The organism is Candidatus Villigracilis vicinus, from assembly GCF_016702885.1.
GTDB classification, from domain to species: domain Bacteria; phylum Chloroflexota; class Anaerolineae; order Anaerolineales; family Villigracilaceae; genus Villigracilis; species Villigracilis vicinus.
Map to the genome: position 1 here is coordinate 413536 of NZ_JADJDD010000001.1, position 19360 is coordinate 432895.

Sequence of the window (19360 nt, forward strand, 5' to 3'; positions counted from 1 at the left end):
GTGCCAGATCGTTACCTCTCATTTGTTTGTGTTCAAATGAGGAGCATGTTGGAGGACTACAAACCGATGGAAGCTTATTGTATGAAGTGCAAGACCAAACGGGAGATACAAGACCCTGTGGCGGGTTTTAATGCCAAGGCGTCTGCGGTGACAACCGGTATCTGCCCTGTTTGCGGCACAAAACTTTTTCGTATGGGCAAGACTGAGGCTCATGCTGGTTTAATTCCGCCGCCTAAACCTGAGAAGGTGGAAGTGCGTGAAGGAAAGCTAGTGATCGTGGAATCGCCTGCCAAGGCAAAAACGGTTGGGCGTTTTCTTGGCAAGGGATACACCGTCCGCGCCTCGGTGGGGCACGTACGTGACTTGCTGAAATCACAGCTTTCGGTGGATGTTGATAATAATTTCGAACCCAAATACCGCGTCCCCAATGAAAAGAAGGATGTGGTTAAAGAGATCAAACAGCTGGCAAAAAAAGCTGAAGAGATCTTCCTTGCTACCGATCCCGACCGTGAAGGTGAATCCATTTCATGGCATTTGATGGAAGCGGCTGGCATCGAACCGGAACGTACCAAGCGTGTGGTGTTCCATGAAATTACCGCCCCGGCAGTTTCAGACGCTTTCTCGCACCCGCGCAATATTGATATGAACCTCGTCAACGCCCAGCAGGCGCGCCGTGTGTTGGACCGTCTGGTTGGCTATAGCATCAGCCCCATTTTGTGGGAAAAGGTTCGTGGTCGTCTCTCTGCGGGGCGTGTGCAATCTGTCGCCCTGCGCCTGATCGTAGACCGAGAGCGCGAAATTGACAGTTTTAAACCGGTTGAGTATTGGACGATCCATGCCGAGTTCAAACCGGAAAAATTGAAATCGAACTTCATTGCCAAGCTCGTCCGGGTGGATGACAAGGAGCCGGTACTTTCCAGCGAGGAATTGGTCAAGCCGTTTCTTTACGACCTCGAAACTGCTGCTTTTGCCATTTCAAAGGTCAAACGCGGAGAACGGAGACGGAAACCCTCTGCGCCCTTCACCACATCCACACTGCAACAGGAAGCATCGCGTAAATTGGGATATACGGCGCGCCGCACCATGGCGCTGGCACAGGGACTTTACGAAGGTCAGGATGTTGGTGAAGGCGGCACGACCGGTCTCATCACCTACATGCGTACCGACTCTACGAATGTTTCAACGCTGGCTCAAACCGAAGCGCGTGAATTTGTAACAGGAAAGTACGGTGCAGATTATCTTCCCGCTGAGCCGCCTACGTACAAAACCAAGTCTGCCAATGCCCAGGAGGCGCATGAAGCCATACGTCCAACATCGGTGGCTCGTGACCCGGAAAAGCTGAAGGAATTCCTTGAACCTGCCATGTACAAGCTGTACCGATTGATCTGGCAGCGTTTTCTCGCCTCTCAAATGGAAGCGGCGGTATACGATACGCTTCAAGTTGAAGTGACTGGTAAAACGAGTGAACACGAATATTTACTGCGTGCTTCTGGCTCGGCGATCAAATTCCCAGGCTTCATGGTGGTGTACGAGGAAGCCAAAAATGAAGATGTGAAGGTCGAAGAGGAAGAGGATGTAAAAATCCCTGCTGGTGTGGCGGAAGGTCAAAAGCAGGAATTAGTGCGTTTGATCCCTGAGCAGCATTTCACCCAACCGCCCCCGCGTTTCTCTGAAGCCTCTCTGGTGCAGGCATTGGAAGAAAATGGCATTGGGCGTCCTTCTACCTATGCACCGACCATTTCCACCATTCAGGCGCGCGGATATGCCTTACGTGAAGAGAAGCGTTTGGTTCCCACGGATATGGGTATTCAGGTAAATGACCTGATGGCTCAATATTTTCCTGAAGTAGTAGATCTGAGTTTTACCGCCCACATGGAAGAAGACTTGGATAAGATCGCAGAAGGTGAAATGGTGTGGACGGAAGCCATTCGTGAGTTTTATACGCCATTTGCTGAAGATGTTAAGAAAGCCCAGGCAGAGATGCCGGTTGCAAAATCGGAGCCGGAGCCCATTGGGCGGAAGTGCCCGGATGATGGCGGTGAACTTGTTATCCGGTATGGTCGTTTCGGTAAATTTATCTCATGTGCCAACTTCCCAACCTGTCGTTATACCGAGCCGTGGCTGCAAAAGATCGGTGTGTCCTGTCCTAAAGACGGCGGTGACATGGTGGAGCGCCGAACACGCAAAGGTCGCACTTTTTACGGTTGCGCCAATTATCCGAACTGTGATTTCACGACCTGGAAGAAGCCGCTCGCCAAACCCTGTCCGAAATGTAATGGATTATTGGTGATAGCAAATAAACGCGAAGCTCAATGTACGAACTGTTCCGAGAGCTTCCTTCTGGAAGAGATCGTGCCAGAAGGCACCTAATATTCCGGGTTGTTAGACCAAGCAGCGATCCAGTCTGAATCGATTCGTTTCATCGGGCAATCATTCTGCCATGCAGAGGGCTGTATTTACGTTGTATAATCAAGCCAACGCATCTTAAAGAAGGAGTTTGATATGCAATTTGTCGTTGCATTTTTGAAAAAACTACCCATTCTGCCGATCGCCCTTTTTATTGGGGGCTTGGTGTTGGGCTTGTTGATTGGTTGGGTGATTGCGCCTGTGGAATTCAAAGACGCCACGCCGTTTTATTTGCGCGCAGATTTACAGGAAGATTACCTGCGCATGGCGATCGATTCCTTCCGAATCAACCAGAATCCAAATCTTGCCGTGCAGCGTTGGCAGGGACTTGGTGTAGCGGCTCAAAACGCATATACGAATATTCAGAATAACCCAGGCGATCAAGACCCGGCGGTCATTCAGGCGTATGGTCAGTTGATCACAGATGTCCTTTCATCTGGCGGCGGTCAGCTGGTGACTGAGCCTGCTACAAACTCTTCATTATTGCGAACTGCTTTGATCGGCATTGGCGTTATTCTTGTGTTGGGCGTCGCGGCTGCTGGCGGTTTGTACCTCTTCCGTTTGTTTGGTAAGCGCGGCTCTGGAGAGGTGACGGCTGTTATGCAGGCGTCTGAGATCAGCCGTTCTGCCGCCAAAACGAATTTTGAGGATATGGGGCTGGCTCCGCCTATTACGCAGACCATGACGACGTACGTGTTGGGCGATGATCTGTATGACGAATCATTCAGCATCGACACCGGTGCCGGTGAGTTTTTAGGTGAGTACGGCGTGGGTGTTTCTGAGATCATCGGCGTGGGTGAGCCGAAGAAGGTTACGGCGCTGGAGGTCTGGTTGTTCGATAAGAACGATATCAAGACGGCAACGAAGGTGTTGATGTCACGTCATGCCTTTGCCGACCCGGGCATTCGTTCACGCCTCGAGCCTAAAGGTGAGTTGGTTGTGGTGGAACCCCAGGCGCAGGTGTTGCTTGAAACCGCCACGCTCCAATTGCTTGCAACCATCGTTGACATTGAATATGGTAAGGGACCTTTGCCCGATAATAGCTACTTTGAACGTGTAACACTGGAATTGGCGATCTGGCCCCGCCAGGGATAAAAGAAATCAAAAGCCCGCTCAACTGAGCGGGCTTTTTTGTTGCCTATTCCACTTTGATGATCTTGAACTTGATCTTGCCGCCGGGGGTTTGTGCTTCGGCAACTTGACCCACTTTTTTATTCATCAGCGCTATGCCAATGGGGGATTCGTGGGAGATCCTGCCTTTGCGCGGGTCGGCTTCGGTGGGACCGACGATGTGGTAGGTCTCCGGGTCGAAATCTTCCTCTTGGATGGTGACATGAGAGCCGATAGAGATCACATCTGAAGTCTGTTTTTCGATGAGAACGGAGTTTCGCAGAATGGCTTCGATCTCCTGGATGCGACCTTCGAGGAAGCCCTGGTCTTCCTTCGCCTTGTGGTAATCGGCATTTTCAGAGAGGTCGCCCATTTGAATGGCAGAGCGCAGCCGTTGAGCCAGTTCATCGCGGCGCGGTCCTTTTAGTTCTTCGAGCTCAGCTATTAATTTGGCTTCGCCCTCGGGAGTAAGATAGTTGGGTTGAGTCATGTTTTCTCCTTTCCTGAGTTGACAGAAATTTAATGAGTTGATGGGGGCTTTGAAAGACTTTCTTATGCCCCCTGTTGAAACAAAAGTTAATTACGGTTTCTCGGTGGGGTTGAACATTTTTTGATGTTCTTCGATGGCGTATCGATCGGTCATCCCGGCAATATGGTCGCAAATGGTGCGTTCCAGTCCGCGCTTTTCGATGAAGAATTGGACATGGTCGGGCAATGTTGCAGGTTCGGCGTGATAAGCGGTGAATAGATCGGAAATGATGCGCTCGGCTTTAACCTGCATACGGACGACACGATAATGTCTGTATAGTTTCTTATAAAGCAGGTCTTTTAGTTCGCGGTTGCGCCTTTGCATTTCTTCTGTGTACCCGACAACATTATGTTTTAGTTTTTGAATATCTGTAAAGGAGTTGACCTTGCTTTCCTTCAGGCGCGTATCTGTTCCTTTGACCATATCCGTTACCAGTAATCCGACCAGGTGACGGATCATGCGGTGCCGTTCCATATCGCTTAGGATCATTCCGCGCCAATTATAGGTCTCTCGCAGGATCTCCCAGAGCGCTGCCCCTTCCAGGATTTGCGGGTTGATCATTCCTGAGCGGAGTCCGTCATCCAGATCGTGTGTGGTGTAGGCAAGTTCGTCGGCTACATTGGCGATCTGTGTTTCGAGATTGCCGCGTAGATCGGGGCTGAAATCACGCGCGTCAGAAATATCGTATTCCGATTCGTGCTTCACCATTCCTTCGCGCACTTCCCAGCTGAGATTCAACCCGGGGAATTCCGGGTAGCGCTGTTCGAGTTCTGTTACGATGCGCAGGGATTGTTTATTATGGTCGAAACCGCCAAAGTCTCTCATGAGGCGGGCTAATGCTACTTCGCCAGAATGACCAAATGGGGAGTGTCCCAGGTCGTGCGCCAGACAAATCGCTTCCACGAGGTCTTCATTTCCGCCGAGGGCGCGGGCAAGCGTCCGCCCGATCTGGGCAACTTCAAGGGTGTGTGTAAGGCGGGTGCGGAAGTGATCACCTTCAAAGTTGATAAAAACCTGGGTTTTGTATTCGAGGCGGCGAAATGCGGTTGTGTGCAGGATGCGGTCACGGTCGCGTTGAAACGAGGTGCGATACTCGGGTTCTGCGTCCAGATAGGCGCGCCCCTTCGTGTCCCTGCTGCGCATTCCATAGGGCGCAAGGCTGCGATCTTCGTTCTCTTCCAACTGTTGTCGTGTAAAGAACATGGTTTGCCTTTATAGATGCGAACGTCATTGCAACGGACTGTACCAGTGTTGCAATGACGGTGGAGTGGGGCGAGAGGGGGTCGAACCCTCACGTTGTTACCAACGACAGATTTTAAGTCTGTTGCGTCTGCCGATTCCGCCATCGCCCCGGCGGGGTTTATTTTACTATAACTCCTTGTTGAAGCCAAACGAAGGCTGCTCCGAAATTGTACACCTCGGCTACGGCGCCCAACCTAGCCCGATACGACCGCGTTCGAGGTCAACTTTTTGGATTTCCAGATCCAGAATGTCGCCTACCTTCAGCACCGTGCCGTGAGGAATCTGTGTGCGATGCAGGAGTCCATCTTGCTTGACGCCGATATCTATAAATGCGCCAAAGTCCACCACATTGCGAACTGTCCCTTTGACCTGCATGCCAACCAAAAGATCTTCGGCTTTGAGTACATCTGAGCGGAGGATCGGAGTGGGGGTGTCGGTACGCGGGTCTCTCCCGGGGCGCACCAGCTGTTCGAGTATGTCTTGTAACGTGGGGACGCCGCACTTCAATTCTTTTGCGAGGGCTTCAACGTTGGTTTTTTGGAGGAGAACTTCCACAGCGTGGATTTTTTCCTGAAGGGGCGAATCAACTTTCAGCCCGGCGCGAGCGAGAATGGATTCTGCCAGTGTGTAAGATTCGGGGTGTATCGCTGTTTCGTCCAGCGGGTTGACTCCGTCTCGAATCCTCATGAAACCGGCTGCTTGTTCAAATGCTTTGGGTCCAAGCCCGCTTACTTTGCGAAGCGCGGCTCGGGACTTGAAGGGTCCGTTGGTGTCGCGATGTGAGACGATGTTTTCGGCGAGTTTTGGACCAATGCCTACAACATGTGTGAGCAAGGCGGGGCTGGCTGTGTTGACGTCCACACCAACATGATTGACGACACTTTCCACTACGCCATCGAGAGCATGCGTTAATGCGCTTTGATCTACGTCGTGCTGATACATGCCCACACCAATGGATTTGGGGTCGATCTTTACCAATTCTGCCAGTGGGTCTTGGGCGCGGCGGGCAATCGATACTGCTCCACGAATGGATACATCGAGGTTGGGGAATTCTGTACGGGCAAGCGCTGACGCTGAGTAGACGGACGCTCCCGCCTCATTCACGATCAGATACTTGGTCTGCGACTTTGAGCGTGTCAGCTCTGAGACTAATTTCTCGGTCTCACGTGAAGCGGTTCCGTTACCAATGGTGATGAGGGTAACTTTATGGCGGTTGATCATATCTTGCAGGGTATTGATGGCGCCCTGCCAGTCATTCTTAGGTTCATGTGGGTAAATTGTGCCGGTGTCGAGCAGTTTGCCGGTAGCATCTACCACTGCCACTTTGCAGCCGGTGCGAATACCAGGGTCTATGCCCAGTACTACGTGATTGGCAAGCGGCGGCTGGCTAAGCAATGCCCTCAAGTTGGACGCGAAGACCTGAATGGCGTGATTATCGGCGCTGTCGCCTTTTTCGCGGCGCACGTCGCGTTCAATGGCAGGCAGGAGCAGTCGCTCGGCGGAGTCTTGAATGGCAAGTGCAAGTTGATCTGCGAAGGGGCTGATAATATCCTGCTCATATTCTGATTGGATCGCATCCAGCCAATCACGCTCGGGGATGTCTACTCGTACGCGTAGAACGCCTTCTTTTTCGCCGCGGGTGATCGCAAGGATCTGGTGTGGGAGGAGGCGGTCTACCCGTGAAGTGAATTCATAATAACTCTCATAGATCCGTTTTTCGTCTACAGAATCTTCGATTTTTTTGGAATACACGGTAGAGAATTTGAGCGCCTTTTCGCGCAAAACGGTGCGGACATTTGCATTTTCGTTGATGGTTTCGGCGACAATATCGCGTGCGCCTTGCAGGGCTTCTTCAATGCTGGATACTTGTTCGTTTAGGAACTTTGCTGCCAATTTTTCAGGAGTTCCGCTGCCTTGTTTTAGGATCAAATCTGCCAAAGGCTCAAGTCCTTTTTCGCGGGCAGCCATGGCGCGGGTGCGGCGCTTCTTTTTATAAGGTGCGTAGAGGTCTTCCAGCGCGGTCAAGGTTTGAGCTTCGTTGATCGCTGCACGAAGTTCATCGGTGAGTTTGCCTTGCTCTTCGATCGAAGCCAGGATGGATGTACGGCGTTCGTCCAGTCCGCGCAGACGGGTCAACTCATCTGCAATGATGCGGATCTGTTCATCGTCCAGTGAATTAGTTGTTTCTTTACGGTAGCGGGCAATAAAGGGGACGGTATTGCCTTCGTCTAATAACTTGATCGTGGCTTCCACTTGGGAAGGCTTTACATGGAGTTGAGATGCGATGAGTTCTGCGTGAGTCATAGGCGCGATTTTATCATGAGAGTTGATTAGGTTATTTGGGTCATTGCGCTCTATTTCATGTCCAGCGATAATGACTTTTCATAACCTTGAATACGGAGAATCTCATGGAAAATAAAAGACCTTTACCGATCACTCTTTTCGCCCTTTGGGCGGGAATTATGGGCGTCTTCATCGCTTTGGATGGATGGAGCTATTTTCTACAAGGCATTGATGTCGGCGATGCACCTGAATTTTGGATCCAAGACCTTCGTCGTTACATATTTCCTGGCATTTTATGGATTTTTGGGGGAGTGGGATTTATAGCGTCAGCGTTTGGAACTTGGTCTGCGAGGGAGTGGGGGCGCTTGGCTGGTTTGTATTCCGGCGCGGCAATTGTAGCCGGGTGGCTCATAATAAAAATCATCTCATTGGGTTTTGGAAACCCTGCGCCATTCTTAAGTTTATTGGTTGGCATCCCTGCTCTTTATTTGTTGACCCAGGAGGCGCGCGATTATTATCGCGATTGAGTAGGTTATTGTCTTGATTTTGGACATACTAGTGCGGGAAAAAGTCCATAAGTCAGCATATTTTAGAAATATTGGCGGCAGAAATAAAAAATTCTCCCCGTGCTCGATCTAGTGGGCGTAAGTGCTTGATACGGTCCATACTAAAAATGGAGAAGCCCTCCTTAGCTGTCGGCATTACTGCCGGGCGACATCTGCTCCCAGAAGTTTGTTAGTTTATCCTTCAATTCGTGAATGTTTTTCACGACCTGATTGCCACGCCAGTGAAAGGGGAATAAATGGCGATAATTCGCATGAGTAAAGCGTTCATCGATCAATACGATAATTCCCTGGTCTGTGTCCGTACGAATAACGCGACCGGTTGCCTGCAACACCCGATTGAAGCCCGGATATTGGTAGGCATACGCATAGCCACTGCCAAGGTCACGATCAAAATACTCTTTGATCAGATCTCTTTCCAAGCCTAATTGGGGTACACCCACGCCAACTACTATCACCCCGATCAATCGTTCTCCAACCAGATCGATCCCTTCACCAAAGACACCGCCCATCACAGCGAACCCGACCAGAACTTCCTCATTAGCGGATGAAAACCGCGAAAGGAAAGCGTCGCGCGATTCTTCCGTCATGCCTCGTTCCTGAATGAGAAGCTGTCTTTCAGGCATTTTTACTTTTAGCCGCTCCACCACCTCATTTAGGTAAACATAGGATGGGAAATACACCAGATAATTTCCTGCGTGGGTGCCGAGGACGGTTTCAATTGTCTCAGCAATGGCATCGTAGGAGTTAGCTCGCTGCGCATATTTGGTGGATATCTTGTTATGGATCAATAAACAGACATTTTCCTGCGGAAAGGGAGATTGAAAAATACGCTTGGGGTGGTCAGCAATGCCCGTCAGGAGCTTCATGAAATAATCCATGGGTAGCAGTGTCGCCGAGAAAAAGATGGTGGATTGACTGCGCTCCAGCGGAAAAGCCAGCATGGGAGCTGGGTCCAGGCAGAATAATTTGGCTCTCAGGTCAGACTTCCGCGCCGTTCAAAATAAGAGACATAGAACGTATCAAAATATTCGGCGGTGCGGAGGTAATTGCTGCATAGGAAATAAAATTCCAAAAGCTCTTGCCTGAACTCGGCGGTTTGATTCATGACCAGCCAGTCTTCTGCCTTGCGGCTAAACTCTCGAAGCGCCTTGAGTAGATCCTCAGGGAGCTCGTGCTCGATCAGCGCTTCCTTGCCATTTTCTTCGCACGCTTTGCGTTTCTCCAGAAAGATCTTATTGATCTCGCCCAGCTGTTTTGCCAGGGAGGGCACATGTGGTTTCAATGTGCGTTGAAGCTGTAGCACTGCCTCTTTGTCCAATTCTGCTGAATACATGGTTCTGGCTCGATCTGGAAGATTATGAGCCTCATCAACCAGGAAGATATATGGATCAATGTTTAAGTCAAAAAAACGATGAAGATACACACGTGGATCGAAAACGTAGTTGTAATCACAAATAATGCAATCCACCCACAATGCCAGGTCCAGCGAGAACTCAAAGGGGCAGATCTCATACTTTCGGGCGAGCTCTTCAATGACCGGGCGGGTAAAGGCTTGATGTTGGTCAAGTTCTTCCAGTGCCAGCTTTACTTTATCAAAATACCCGCGGGCAAAGATACATACGTCCGGGTCGCAGTTGACCGGTGGGCAAAAACAGATCTTTTCTTTGGCGGTCAGTGTCACGCTTCGAAGATAAAGATTGGACCGGCGCATATCGTCCAGTGCTTTTTCTGCCACCAAGCGCCCTGAAGTTTTGGCTGTCAGGTAGAAGATCTTTTCTGCCAAGCCAAGACCAAGAGCCTTGACGGACGGGAAAAGAGTTGCGATTGTCTTCCCAACCCCAGTGGGTGACTGGATATAAGCGCGATCCTTCTCTCGAATGGTCTTGTAAACTGCGACTGCCATATCCCGTTGACCCGGGCGGTATTCTGCATAAGGAAATTCAAGCTGTTCGATCGATCGGTCGCGCCGGATCTGCCACGCTTGAACCTTCCTGAACCAGTTCAGATAAGGAGTAATTAAATTGGTGAAAAACTTTTCCAATTCTTCCCAGGAAAATTGACGCTCGAAGATTTTTTCTTCATGGCTATCCAATTGATAATAGGTCAGATGGATACGGATCTCACTTAACTGCTGTTGCCGGGCGTACATATAAGCATAGCATTGCGCTTGTGCCCAATGGAGCGGATTGTGATCTTCATTCACAAGTTCCAGACTCAGCGTAGTTGTTTTGATCTCTTCGATGATGACCGGTTCATGGCTTGCATACAAGCCGTCGATTCGCCCCCGCACTACTAAAGGCGGCTCGGTATCTTCGACCTGACAGGTGACCTCTACTTCAGTATGGTACTCCTCGGGGCGGGAGCGTTGTACGCGTTTATGCCCTTGAGTTCCGAGTTGGGCGCGATCACGCCTTTGAAATCCGCCCATGGACAGATCTCCCGATTGCATGACAAACTCCACCAGACTCCGGACAGAGATGCTGTGGGGCTGATTGACTTCGATCTGTGGGGCGGTATTGGTGTCCATTTTCAATTGAAATTCTAGCATGGGTTTGGGCGTGGACGTGGTCTTGTGCTGCCATATTTAGTTTTTCTTGTTGCCGATTGCCCAGCATAGGACGAGCATTGAGAGCAGTTCTGGTATTGAACAGTGAAATTCGCATGAATACAGAACGGATATTCTTCAATTAATTAGGTGACATTCTTATGATTCGAGAACGTTGTGCAGACCACAAAATATTCTTATAATTTTTGCTGCATACCTATTTAATTTTACACCTATACAGATTTTGTCCATTTTCTACAGAAAATATCTTTGGTAACCTGACTTATGAGCTTGGACAGAAAAGGGGTGGTTATCAAAGCAAGTGGATTGGATAAGTGTTCACGGAATACAGGCACTGAAATGTTAAAACATCCATAAATGACTATGTGGTTACTAAACGCAGAAACTAAACGTACCTGAGATACATGGAAGCCTGCAACAGTCCACGCCCAAGACTCGATGATATAAGCTCTAGAAAAGTAAAGCAGCCCAGCAAAGCGTGCGTCTACCACTGGGGACTGCCCGGAGGGCGTGCGGCAATCTCAAGAAAAACATAAAGAACCTTGAACAATTGTCAGATATAATTTCTTTCATCTCTCGATTTATGAAAGGAATTTGAAAAACAAATGAGTAATTACTCTTTGAGGGGTATCAGCAGGATACACTCAAAGGGGGCTGGCTGGTTAGTCAGGTTGTATCGAAATGCTAAAGTAATTACAAAACTCTTTAGCGATGGTGTTTATAGCGATTCCGATAAAGCGTTAAAAGCGGCGCAGGCTTATTATCGGCAGACGCAAATAAAATTCCCGCCCATAGAAAAACCACCTTTTCGGGAAACGCCTCTTCGAAATAATACGTCTGGCTACAATGGCATCTGTGAGACGTTTAGTCGTACAAGAAAAGGCGAGAAAATATCATGCTGGAATGTCAGTTGGTATAACCCGCCCAATAAGTTGAATAGTAAAAAGTTCTATTTTCACGACCCGCAAGAACGCAAGCAAGCCTTGAAAGAAGCGCTTCAGTTTCGTAAAGAGCGCGAAGCCGAGATTTTGAAACGATCGCGTAGTAGGCGAAAGATCTTGGCTTAATTTACACCAAGAATCACGCCTGAAAAAATTGCATCGAGTCTTTTGGCATATGTAGTTTTTTCAGGCAAGGTTTTGGTTGGCAGGCAGGTAACTCAACAAAGCGTGCATCTGACGTTGAGGGCTGTCTGGAGGGTGTGCGCAAATCTCAAACAGTTTCACACCCCTTATCATTTTTCTGGCTGGACGGCTTCGCCGTCCCCGCCCCAGTGGAGGTATCCTCTACTAGGACGATGGCGCAAACCGTTGGGCAGACAAATGGAAAATCCAAAAACTAAAAGGTCGTAAACTATGCCAGAATTTCAGATAACAACGCAAACATCACTAATCGCCTTCGTCGGTATCTTCATGTTCTTAGGTGGAACTCTGTTTTTACTTTTCGGTTTAGGTGTTATTAGAAGCGGCGAAGGAAAGGACATAAGCTTCAAAATTGAATCAGGAAGAAAAACCACCATAATAGGCGTATCGGGAATGCTTATCGGTGGAGTCGCCATACTATGGACTAGTGTTATTGAATCGCCTCCAACTCCCCCGCAAACGCCTGCCACAAGTATATCTCCCATAAATACTGTTCAACCAGTTGAAATTATTTCATCCCCAACACTTGACCAAATTCCTGCTACTTTATTGCCACAAGATGTCGCTCTTAATTCCTCGATAAATGACGGTTTTGAAAAAGAATTTGATAGCGATTTATGGAAAATAAACGGCACTATGGGGTTTTTACAAATTGGGCACTCAGGAGAATACGCTTTATATTCAATTCAAAGTTTATCCCCCTCTGATAACTTTCAATGGGCTGGGTTAAGTCAACATATAGAAGTTACAGAAAATCAAAATTATATATTTTCGGTTTGGTTAAAATGGAACGCGCTATAAATCCTCATATCTCTGTACAATGGTACGATGAAGGCCATGCAGAATTAGGCAATAGAGTTATGGTATGGGGATTTGGTGACGAATGGGGAACAAATCTTTGGGAGCAAAAAAGTGGAGAAATCAAAGCGCCTAACAATGCCAAATTTGCTGATGTTTATATACTGCATGGAGTAAACTTGCAGTATATAAGTGCAAAAAACGAAAACGGTAGCAAGCTCTTAGTTGATGATATTATTTTTCCCCCTAAATAGTGCAATCCAATAAAGCGTGCGCCTAACGTTGAGGGCTAGCCGCAAACCGGTTAGCCCGCTCAATAATTGCATTGGAATGAGATATTGTTTTCACCTGGAGACTGTAAATGAAATTGCGCTTAATCCGCCACGCAACTCTTCAAGTTGAATTTGCCGGTCAACAATTATTGATCGATCCTCTTTTGGCAGAGCCAAGGGTTTATCCTTCCCAAACCTTTGGAAAAACTGCTGCACGAAATCCCATGGTGCCTTTGCCTTGTGCCGTAGAAACATTGCTTCAACCAGATATCCTTGTGGTCACCCATTCTCACTTTGATCACTTCGACCCCGTTGCAATTGACCGCTTGCCGAAACAGCTCCCTCTCATTTGTCAACCTGCTGATCAAGCACAATTTGCAGGCTATGGTTTTACCCAGGTGATTCCTGTTACATCCTCGCCTGCCACTGTGGAAAATCTACAATTCTTTCGAACAGAAGGCAGACATGGTAAAGGCATTCTTGGGAGCGCAATGGGACACGTGTCTGGCTTCATTATCAAGGCGAACCAGGAACCGCTGCTCTACATTGCTGGCGACACGATCTGGGAACCAATGGTACAAGCGGTTTTAGAGCAATATCACCCCGATGTGATCGTCCTCAACACCGGGGCTGCACAACTCAATGTGGGAGCCCCCATTACGATGACTGCCGATGATGTAGTCAAAGTATGTCAGGCAGCGCCGCAAGCAAAAATTGTTGCTGTTCATTTAGAAGCCATCAATCACTGTCGTTTGACAAGGCAGGCGCTGACAGACCATTTAGCAAAAGCCAAAGTAGCCAACCAGGTAAGCATACCGGCGGATGGGGAACTGATGACTTGGTGAGTGGGTCGCTCGAATTGGTTGGAACTTGTATGTAAATATGGATTGAATTCCTCGTTTCGTAAGCTGACGTACAAATACCTTGTACGTCATCTTTTAAAAGAGGGCTTATCTCCCTAAGCTGTTGTGTTTTTTGGCAAATAACGCCGCAAACCCTGACGCACAAAGGGATGACGATTGTAAATTGACAAAACCCTTACGGTCGAATATCATCAACGGACAGTAGCCTCAAACAGAGAGGGACGCTGCGCACGATGGCGCAACGGATGGGGATGGCATGTGATTAATCACCCACAGCCTGCGCAAGCCATTTTGCGCGGGCGGTTTTGTTTTGCATAATAATTTCTGTGAATATATGAATTTCGCAAATCGTTCCAATTTTGATTTTCTTAATAAATCCAACGAGCAACTTGCCCGTTTAGGTTCGCTTGCCGAAAAATATTATGCTGACGACCCAAATACCAGCCTGATCAAGATGCGGCAGTTTGGGGAATTGCTTGTAAAGCATGTTGCTACACAGATGGGGGTATATACAACAGAACGAGAAGAAAGCCAATATGAATTGTTGCGTCGCTTGAGAGATGAGAAAGTTCTACCAAGCGACATTTTTCAGTTGTTTGACCAGTTGCGGTATTTTGGAAATACCGCGAATCATGCCAATCAGGGAGATCAGGCAACAGCGCTGAATATCCTGAAAATGGGATGGCAGTTGGGTGTTTGGTTTCAACGCACGTTTGTAAAGCCAGACTTCAAGGCGGATGAGTTTGTTCCACCTTCTGTAATTAATGAAACAGATGCACTGCAAGAAGAACGCAAACAGCTCGCTACACAGGTGGAAGCAGCAAACGCCAAAGTAGAAGCCTTGCTTCAAAAGCAGCAAACAGAAGCGACAAAGAAGAAATCTGCCACTTTCGAGAAATATCGTCAGGCGGCAGTCAACGCCAGCCAGTTGATGTTTCTGGATGAAGCGCAGACACGCCAGATCATTGATGCACAATTGCGCGCGGCAGGCTGGGAAGCAGACACGGTTCGCCTGCGCTACAACAAGGGGACGCGCCCCGAGCGCGGCAGGAATTTGGCGATTGCGGAGTACCCCACTGCCAGCGGACCCGCGGACTATGTGTTGTTCATCGGTTTGATGCCTGTGGCGGCGGTGGAAGCCAAGCGTATAAATGTGGATGTTTCCTCAAAGTTAGTTCAATCCAAGCGCTATAGCCGCGGCTTTACCTTGACAAATGAAATGCAATCACCAGGCGGCGCATGGGGCGAGTACCATGTTCCGTTTGCGTTCTCCACCAATGGTAGACCATACTTGAAGCAACTGGAAACCCAAAGCGGAATCTGGTTTGTGGATTTGAGGCGTTCAACCAATTTGGGGCATGCATTAGATGGATGGTACACGCCTGAAGGTTTGAAGGAGCTTCTCAAACGTGATGAAGCTGCCGCACACCAGCAATTGCAGGCGGAGCCGTTCGATTATGGTTTCACCCTGCGCGATTATCAAAGAAAAGCCATCCGCGCCGCGGAAAATGGCATTGCCGAAGGGCGCCGCGAAATGCTGCTGGCAATGGCAACGGGTACAGGCAAGACCAAGACCTGTATTGCATTAATATATCGCCTATTAAAGACACAGCGTTTCAAGCGAATTCTGTTCCTGGTTGACCGCGAAGCTTTGGGCGAACAGGCGGCAAATGCTTTCAAAGATACCCGCATGGACAGCATTCAAAGTTTTGCGGATATCTTTGGTATCAAAGAACTTAACGAAACCACGCCTGATGGCGATACAGCCGTTCATATTGCCACAGTGCAGGGAATGGTCAAGCGGGTGTTGTATCCCTCTGAGAATGCGACAACTCCCACAGTGGATCAATATGATTGTATTGTGGTGGACGAATGCCACCGCGGATATTTACTTGACCGTGAACTCTCAGACACGGAAATGACCTTCCGCAGTTATGAAGATTACGTCTCGAAGTATCGGCGGGTGATCGAGTATTTTGATGCGGTCAAAGTGGGGCTAACGGCGACACCTGCCCTGCAAACCACACAGATCTTCGGTGCGCCGATCTATACTTACACGTATCGTGAAGCCGTCATTGACGGATATTTGATCGACCACGAGCCACCGATTCAGATCAAGACAAAGTTACTGGAAGATGGCATTACATGGAAGGCAGGCGAAGAAGTGAGGGTCTTTGACCCACGCACCCAGATGATCGAACTGCATACCATGTCTGATGAAGTTCATTTGGAGGTGGATGAGTTCAATCGCAAGGTCATCACCAAGCCGTTCAATACGGTAGTGTGCAAGTATCTGGCGCAGGAGATCGACCCATATTCAAAGCAAAAGACATTGATCTTTTGTGTGAACGACAAACATGCGGACCTGGTCGTAGACTTGTTGAAGAAAGCCTTTCAAGACCAATATGGCAGCGTGGACGATGATGCAGTGGTGAAGATCACAGGCACGGCGGATAAGCCATTGAGCTTGATTCGACGTTACAAGAACGAACATAACCCGACCATTGCCGTGACGGTGGATTTACTAACTACAGGCGTGGATGTGCCGGAAATCTGCAACCTGGTTTTTCTCCGCCGCGTGAACAGCCGTATTTTATTCGAGCAGATGTTGGGGCGCGCCACCCGCCTGTGCCCCGAAGTGGAAAAGGAAACCTTCCGGGTGTTCGATGCGGTGCGATTGTATGATGCGTTGGAAGATGTGACTACCATGAAGCCTGTAGTGGTAGACCCAAACTTGTCTTTCAGCCAGTTGATGGCGGAACTGACCAGTGAGAGCGATGAAAAAGCGCAGCAACTTCTCAGACAGCAATTTCTTGCCAAGTTCCAGAGAAAGAAGCGCCGCCTGAGTGAGGAAAATGCGCGGGATTTTGAAACCGTTGCAGGCTTGAGCCCAGAAGCGTTTGGTCGGGAGTTGAGGCAAATGCCGCTCGATCAGGTGGCGGCTTGGTTTGCGGAAAATCCCGCATTGGGAGAAATCCTTGACCGGATCAACCCTAGCCAGCAACCAATTTTGATTGCCGAACATCCAGATCAGTTTTTGGGCGTGGAGCGCGGCTATGGCAGCGCCGAAAAGCCCGAAGATTATTTGAAGGCATTTGGTGAGTTTATCAAGACCCATCGTGATGAAATTCCCGCGCTTTTGACGGTGCTGACCCGCCCGCGTGAGTTGACTCGCAAGCAGTTGCGTGAATTGGCGATGGAGTTGGACAGGGCGGGCTTTAGCGAAACGAATGTGACGATCGCCTGGCGCGAGATGACTAATCAAGAGATCGCGGCGCACATTGTTGGGTTTATTCGCCACATTGCCACGGGTGACCCGCTTGTGCCGTATGATGAGCGTGGTGGAGTGGGCACACCAGAAAATGCTGGCGGCACGAACATGGACGACCCCACAAAAGGATTGGTTAAAACGCATTGCAGCGCAAACCAAAGCGAATGTGATCGTGGATCGTGACGCACCTCGATGACCCTGACCTGATCTTTGCCCGCGATGGCGGCGGTTTTGCGCGGCTGGATAGAAATGTTTGACGGGCAGTTACTGGATACGCTCGAAACGTTTTAATGATTTGATCTGGAAGAAGGAATGATTGGATGATTACGTTTACCTTTGCAGGTGATTAATCGGGCGCTTTCAGTTTCAAATTCGAAACAGGCGCGTCGCGTTATGTAGTGTTTACCGTCATTGCCACTCCTCCCGACCCGGCGCTCGAAGCAAGAAGCGCTGATTCAAATTGCTGATTTGGTGGCGGGTTCCATTTTGCGGCGCGACTCGCGTAACCAGAGCGAAGCCTATGATTTGATTGCGGGAAAAATTGTGAGGTTGATTGAATATCATTAAAATAACCCGCCTCGCTAGCCCGATCCATCACTTATAGATGGAGGGCAGGCAGCCACAGTCGGCTACTTTTCGCGAGACAGGATGAGCGATCAAAACGCTTTTGACCATTGGACGTATCCACTGGCACTTTTATTATACAATAAGTCGCTCTGGAAGACAAAATCTAAAAGACGTTAAACACAAAGGTACACAAAGGTTTTTCCTTCGTGACCCTTTGTGGTCAAAAAAAGGAAACTCACTTTGACCCTCCCAACCCAGAACGTAACCCAAGACATCGTTGCCAAACTTTGGAATTTGTGCAACGTGTTGAAAGACGATGGCGTGACGTACCACCAGTATGTCACCGAGCTGACCTATTTGCTGTTCCTGAAAATGGCAAAAGAGACCAACACCGAAAAGAATTTGCCTGCAGGCTATCGCTGGGATGATCTGGAGACGAAGAGCGCGCCTGGGCGGCTGGGATTTATAAACTGCTGTTGATCCATTTGGGCGATCACGGTTCCTTGCTGACGCGTGAGATTTTCGCGAATGCCAGTTCGTTCATCAAGCCGACCACGCTTTCGATTTTGGTGACGGAGATTGATAAACTGGATTGGTACAACGCCCGCAAGGAAGGCATGGGCGATCTATATGAAGGCTTGCTTGAAAAGAACGCCAACGAGAAGAAATCTGGCGCGGGGCAGTATTTCACGCCGCGCCCGCTGATCGACAGCATGGTGGCGATGATGAAACCGTCGCTGGAGGATACTGTTCAAGATCCAGCAGCAGGCACGGGCGGATTCCTGATCGCTGCCAATCGGCATATCCGAGAAAATAGCGACCCCGATTCGTGGACGGAGTCGCAGCAGGAAATATCGTCACAATACTTTTTATGGGATGGAATTTGTGCAGGATACGCACCGTCTGGCGTTGATGAACCTGATGCTGCACGGGCTCGAGTCGGACCCCGCCGCGGCAGGTATCCGCTATGGTGACACGCTCTCGCCTGAGGGAGCCGCCCTGCCCAAAGCCACGCTCATCCTCACCAATCCGCCGTTTGGGACGAAGAAGGCGGCGGCTTGCCCACGCGTGATGATTTCACCTTCCCCACCAGCAACAAGCAGTTTGCGTTTTTTACAGCACATCTATCGCGGGCTGAAAGCGGGCGGACGCGCCGCGGTGGTGCTGCCTGATAATGTCTTGTTTTGAAGCCAACACGGGCAGACAGATCCGCGCCGACTTGATGGACAAGTGCAACCTGCACACCATTTTGCGCCTGCCGACGGGAATCTTTTACGCGCAGGGCGTGAAGACCAACGTACTGTTCTTTACTCGCGGCGAAAGCGATAAGGGCAACACGAAGGAAGTGTGGGTGTACGACATGCGCGCCAACATGCCGAACTTTGGCAAGCGGACTGAATTCACACGCGAGTATTTCAGGGATTTCGAGAAGGCGTTTGGCGATAATTCGCTGGGCGAGAATTTGAAGAAACGCAAGGATACTGGCGAAGAGGGACACTTCCGCCGCTTCACACGGGACTGGATAGCGGAGCGCGGCGACAATTTGGATATTGCCTGGCTGAAAGATGACTCTGAAACCGCCACTGAAGATTTGCCCGAACCCGAAGCCCTGGCAGAAGAAGCCTTGGGCGAACTAGAAGCGGCGATGGCTGAAATCCGCAGTATTTTGATTGAATTGGGCGGTGAGGTGGGCAGTGAGTGATTTGCCTGAGAATTGGACAACTGCTTTAATCGGCGATGTTATT

At 49.4% G+C, this 19360-nt stretch carries 17 protein-coding genes and 1 tRNA gene; 12 read left to right on the top strand and 6 right to left on the bottom strand.

Features of this window, described 5'->3' with window-relative positions:
* Window positions 1-81: 81 nt before the first annotated feature.
* Window positions 82-2370: a type I DNA topoisomerase gene (gene topA / locus IPG80_RS02035; RefSeq protein WP_345102111.1), complete on the top strand. Its 2289-nt coding sequence runs from the start codon at window positions 82-84 to the stop codon at window positions 2368-2370.
* A gap of 132 nt (window positions 2371-2502) precedes the next feature.
* Window positions 2503-3501, top strand: a complete 999-nt coding sequence (locus tag IPG80_RS02040; protein ID WP_345102113.1) for a hypothetical protein — start codon at window positions 2503-2505, stop codon at window positions 3499-3501.
* Window positions 3502-3544: 43 nt separating this feature from the next.
* Here IPG80_RS02040 and greA read toward each other — a convergent pair whose 3' ends face one another.
* From greA to IPG80_RS02060, 4 genes are all read right to left on the bottom strand, one after another.
* The gene (gene greA / locus IPG80_RS02045; protein ID WP_345102115.1) at window positions 3545-4006 is read right to left on the bottom strand and encodes a transcription elongation factor GreA; all 462 of its coding nucleotides are present in this window, start codon (window positions 4004-4006) and stop codon (window positions 3545-3547) included.
* A 90-nt stretch (window positions 4007-4096) separates the two neighbouring features.
* The gene (locus tag IPG80_RS02050; protein ID WP_345102117.1) at window positions 4097-5248 is read right to left on the bottom strand and encodes a deoxyguanosinetriphosphate triphosphohydrolase; all 1152 of its coding nucleotides are present in this window, start codon (window positions 5246-5248) and stop codon (window positions 4097-4099) included.
* A gap of 65 nt (window positions 5249-5313) precedes the next feature.
* A tRNA-Leu gene (locus tag IPG80_RS02055) sits at window positions 5314-5397 on the bottom strand.
* Window positions 5398-5467: 70 nt separating this feature from the next.
* Entirely contained in the window at window positions 5468-7591 is a 2124-nt protein-coding gene (locus IPG80_RS02060; protein ID WP_345102119.1) for a Tex family protein, read from the bottom strand.
* Window positions 7592-7695: 104 nt separating this feature from the next.
* Between IPG80_RS02060 and IPG80_RS02065 the strand changes: the two genes are divergently transcribed.
* A complete protein-coding gene (locus IPG80_RS02065) occupies window positions 7696-8097 on the top strand; it encodes a hypothetical protein (protein ID WP_345102121.1) in 402 nt (133 codons plus the stop codon).
* 161 nt (window positions 8098-8258) lie between these two features.
* On the opposite strand, the gene IPG80_RS02070 is transcribed toward IPG80_RS02065, so the two are convergent.
* Window positions 8259-9077 (bottom strand): helicase C-terminal domain-containing protein, encoded by an 819-nt coding sequence (locus IPG80_RS02070; protein ID WP_345102123.1) that lies wholly within the window; start codon window positions 9075-9077, stop codon window positions 8259-8261.
* Window positions 9078-9109: 32 nt separating this feature from the next.
* A complete protein-coding gene (locus tag IPG80_RS02075) occupies window positions 9110-10663 on the bottom strand; it encodes a PD-(D/E)XK nuclease family protein (RefSeq protein ID WP_345102125.1) in 1554 nt (517 codons plus the stop codon).
* A 644-nt stretch (window positions 10664-11307) separates the two neighbouring features.
* Here IPG80_RS02075 and IPG80_RS02080 point away from each other — a divergent pair.
* From IPG80_RS02080 to IPG80_RS02120, 9 genes are all read left to right on the top strand, one after another.
* Window positions 11308-11769 carry a hypothetical protein gene (locus IPG80_RS02080; protein ID WP_345102127.1) on the top strand — a complete coding sequence of 154 codons (462 nt, stop codon included), beginning with the start codon at window positions 11308-11310 and terminating at the stop codon, window positions 11767-11769.
* Window positions 11770-12057: 288 nt separating this feature from the next.
* Window positions 12058-12645, top strand: a complete 588-nt coding sequence (locus tag IPG80_RS02085) for a hypothetical protein (RefSeq protein WP_345102130.1) — start codon at window positions 12058-12060, stop codon at window positions 12643-12645.
* On the top strand, window positions 12630-12896 hold the full coding sequence (locus IPG80_RS02090; RefSeq protein WP_345102133.1) for a hypothetical protein: 267 nt from the start codon (window positions 12630-12632) through the stop codon (window positions 12894-12896). The genes IPG80_RS02085 and IPG80_RS02090 overlap by 16 nt, the downstream gene beginning before the upstream one ends.
* A 107-nt stretch (window positions 12897-13003) precedes the next feature.
* Window positions 13004-13759, top strand: a complete 756-nt coding sequence (locus tag IPG80_RS02095) for an MBL fold metallo-hydrolase (protein ID WP_345102136.1) — start codon at window positions 13004-13006, stop codon at window positions 13757-13759.
* Between the two features lie 352 nt (window positions 13760-14111).
* The gene (gene hsdR / locus IPG80_RS02100; protein WP_345102139.1) at window positions 14112-17231 is read left to right on the top strand and encodes a type I restriction-modification system endonuclease; all 3120 of its coding nucleotides are present in this window, start codon (window positions 14112-14114) and stop codon (window positions 17229-17231) included.
* Window positions 17232-17855: 624 nt separating this feature from the next.
* Window positions 17856-18095 carry a type I restriction-modification system subunit M N-terminal domain-containing protein gene (locus IPG80_RS02105; RefSeq protein WP_345102142.1) on the top strand — a complete coding sequence of 80 codons (240 nt, stop codon included), beginning with the start codon at window positions 17856-17858 and terminating at the stop codon, window positions 18093-18095.
* Window positions 18092-18589 (top strand): N-6 DNA methylase, encoded by a 498-nt coding sequence (locus IPG80_RS02110; RefSeq protein WP_345102145.1) that lies wholly within the window; start codon window positions 18092-18094, stop codon window positions 18587-18589. Before IPG80_RS02105 ends, IPG80_RS02110 begins: the two co-directional genes overlap by 4 nt.
* A complete protein-coding gene (locus tag IPG80_RS02115) occupies window positions 18492-18803 on the top strand; it encodes an N-6 DNA methylase (protein ID WP_345102148.1) in 312 nt (103 codons plus the stop codon). Before IPG80_RS02110 ends, IPG80_RS02115 begins: the two co-directional genes overlap by 98 nt.
* On the top strand, window positions 18790-19317 hold the full coding sequence (locus IPG80_RS02120; protein ID WP_345102150.1) for an N-6 DNA methylase: 528 nt from the start codon (window positions 18790-18792) through the stop codon (window positions 19315-19317). The genes IPG80_RS02115 and IPG80_RS02120 overlap by 14 nt, the downstream gene beginning before the upstream one ends.
* Window positions 19318-19360 lie beyond the last annotated feature (43 nt).

Bases quoted from the DNA above. Each gene is read 5' to 3' on its own strand.
- topA (WP_345102111.1), top strand. From the start codon at position 82: ATGAAGTGCAAGACCAAACGGGAGATACAAGACCCTGTGGCGGGTTTT.
- IPG80_RS02070 (WP_345102123.1), bottom strand. From the start codon at position 9,077: ATGCTGGCTTTTCCGCTGGAGCGCAGTCAATCCACCATCTTTTTCTCG.
- IPG80_RS02095 (WP_345102136.1), top strand. From the start codon at position 13,004: ATGAAATTGCGCTTAATCCGCCACGCAACTCTTCAAGTTGAATTTGCC.
- IPG80_RS02060 (WP_345102119.1), bottom strand. From the start codon at position 7,591: ATGACTCACGCAGAACTCATCGCATCTCAACTCCATGTAAAGCCTTCC.
- IPG80_RS02065 (WP_345102121.1), top strand. From the start codon at position 7,696: ATGGAAAATAAAAGACCTTTACCGATCACTCTTTTCGCCCTTTGGGCG.
- IPG80_RS02085 (WP_345102130.1), top strand. From the start codon at position 12,058: ATGCCAGAATTTCAGATAACAACGCAAACATCACTAATCGCCTTCGTC.
- IPG80_RS02115 (WP_345102148.1), top strand. From the start codon at position 18,492: ATGGAATTTGTGCAGGATACGCACCGTCTGGCGTTGATGAACCTGATG.
- IPG80_RS02050 (WP_345102117.1), bottom strand. From the start codon at position 5,248: ATGTTCTTTACACGACAACAGTTGGAAGAGAACGAAGATCGCAGCCTT.
- IPG80_RS02040 (WP_345102113.1), top strand. From the start codon at position 2,503: ATGCAATTTGTCGTTGCATTTTTGAAAAAACTACCCATTCTGCCGATC.
- IPG80_RS02120 (WP_345102150.1), top strand. From the start codon at position 18,790: ATGTCTTGTTTTGAAGCCAACACGGGCAGACAGATCCGCGCCGACTTG.
- IPG80_RS02080 (WP_345102127.1), top strand. From the start codon at position 11,308: ATGAGTAATTACTCTTTGAGGGGTATCAGCAGGATACACTCAAAGGGG.
- IPG80_RS02090 (WP_345102133.1), top strand. From the start codon at position 12,630: ATGGAACGCGCTATAAATCCTCATATCTCTGTACAATGGTACGATGAA.
- greA (WP_345102115.1), bottom strand. From the start codon at position 4,006: ATGACTCAACCCAACTATCTTACTCCCGAGGGCGAAGCCAAATTAATA.
- hsdR (WP_345102139.1), top strand. From the start codon at position 14,112: ATGAATTTCGCAAATCGTTCCAATTTTGATTTTCTTAATAAATCCAAC.
- IPG80_RS02075 (WP_345102125.1), bottom strand. From the start codon at position 10,663: ATGGACACCAATACCGCCCCACAGATCGAAGTCAATCAGCCCCACAGC.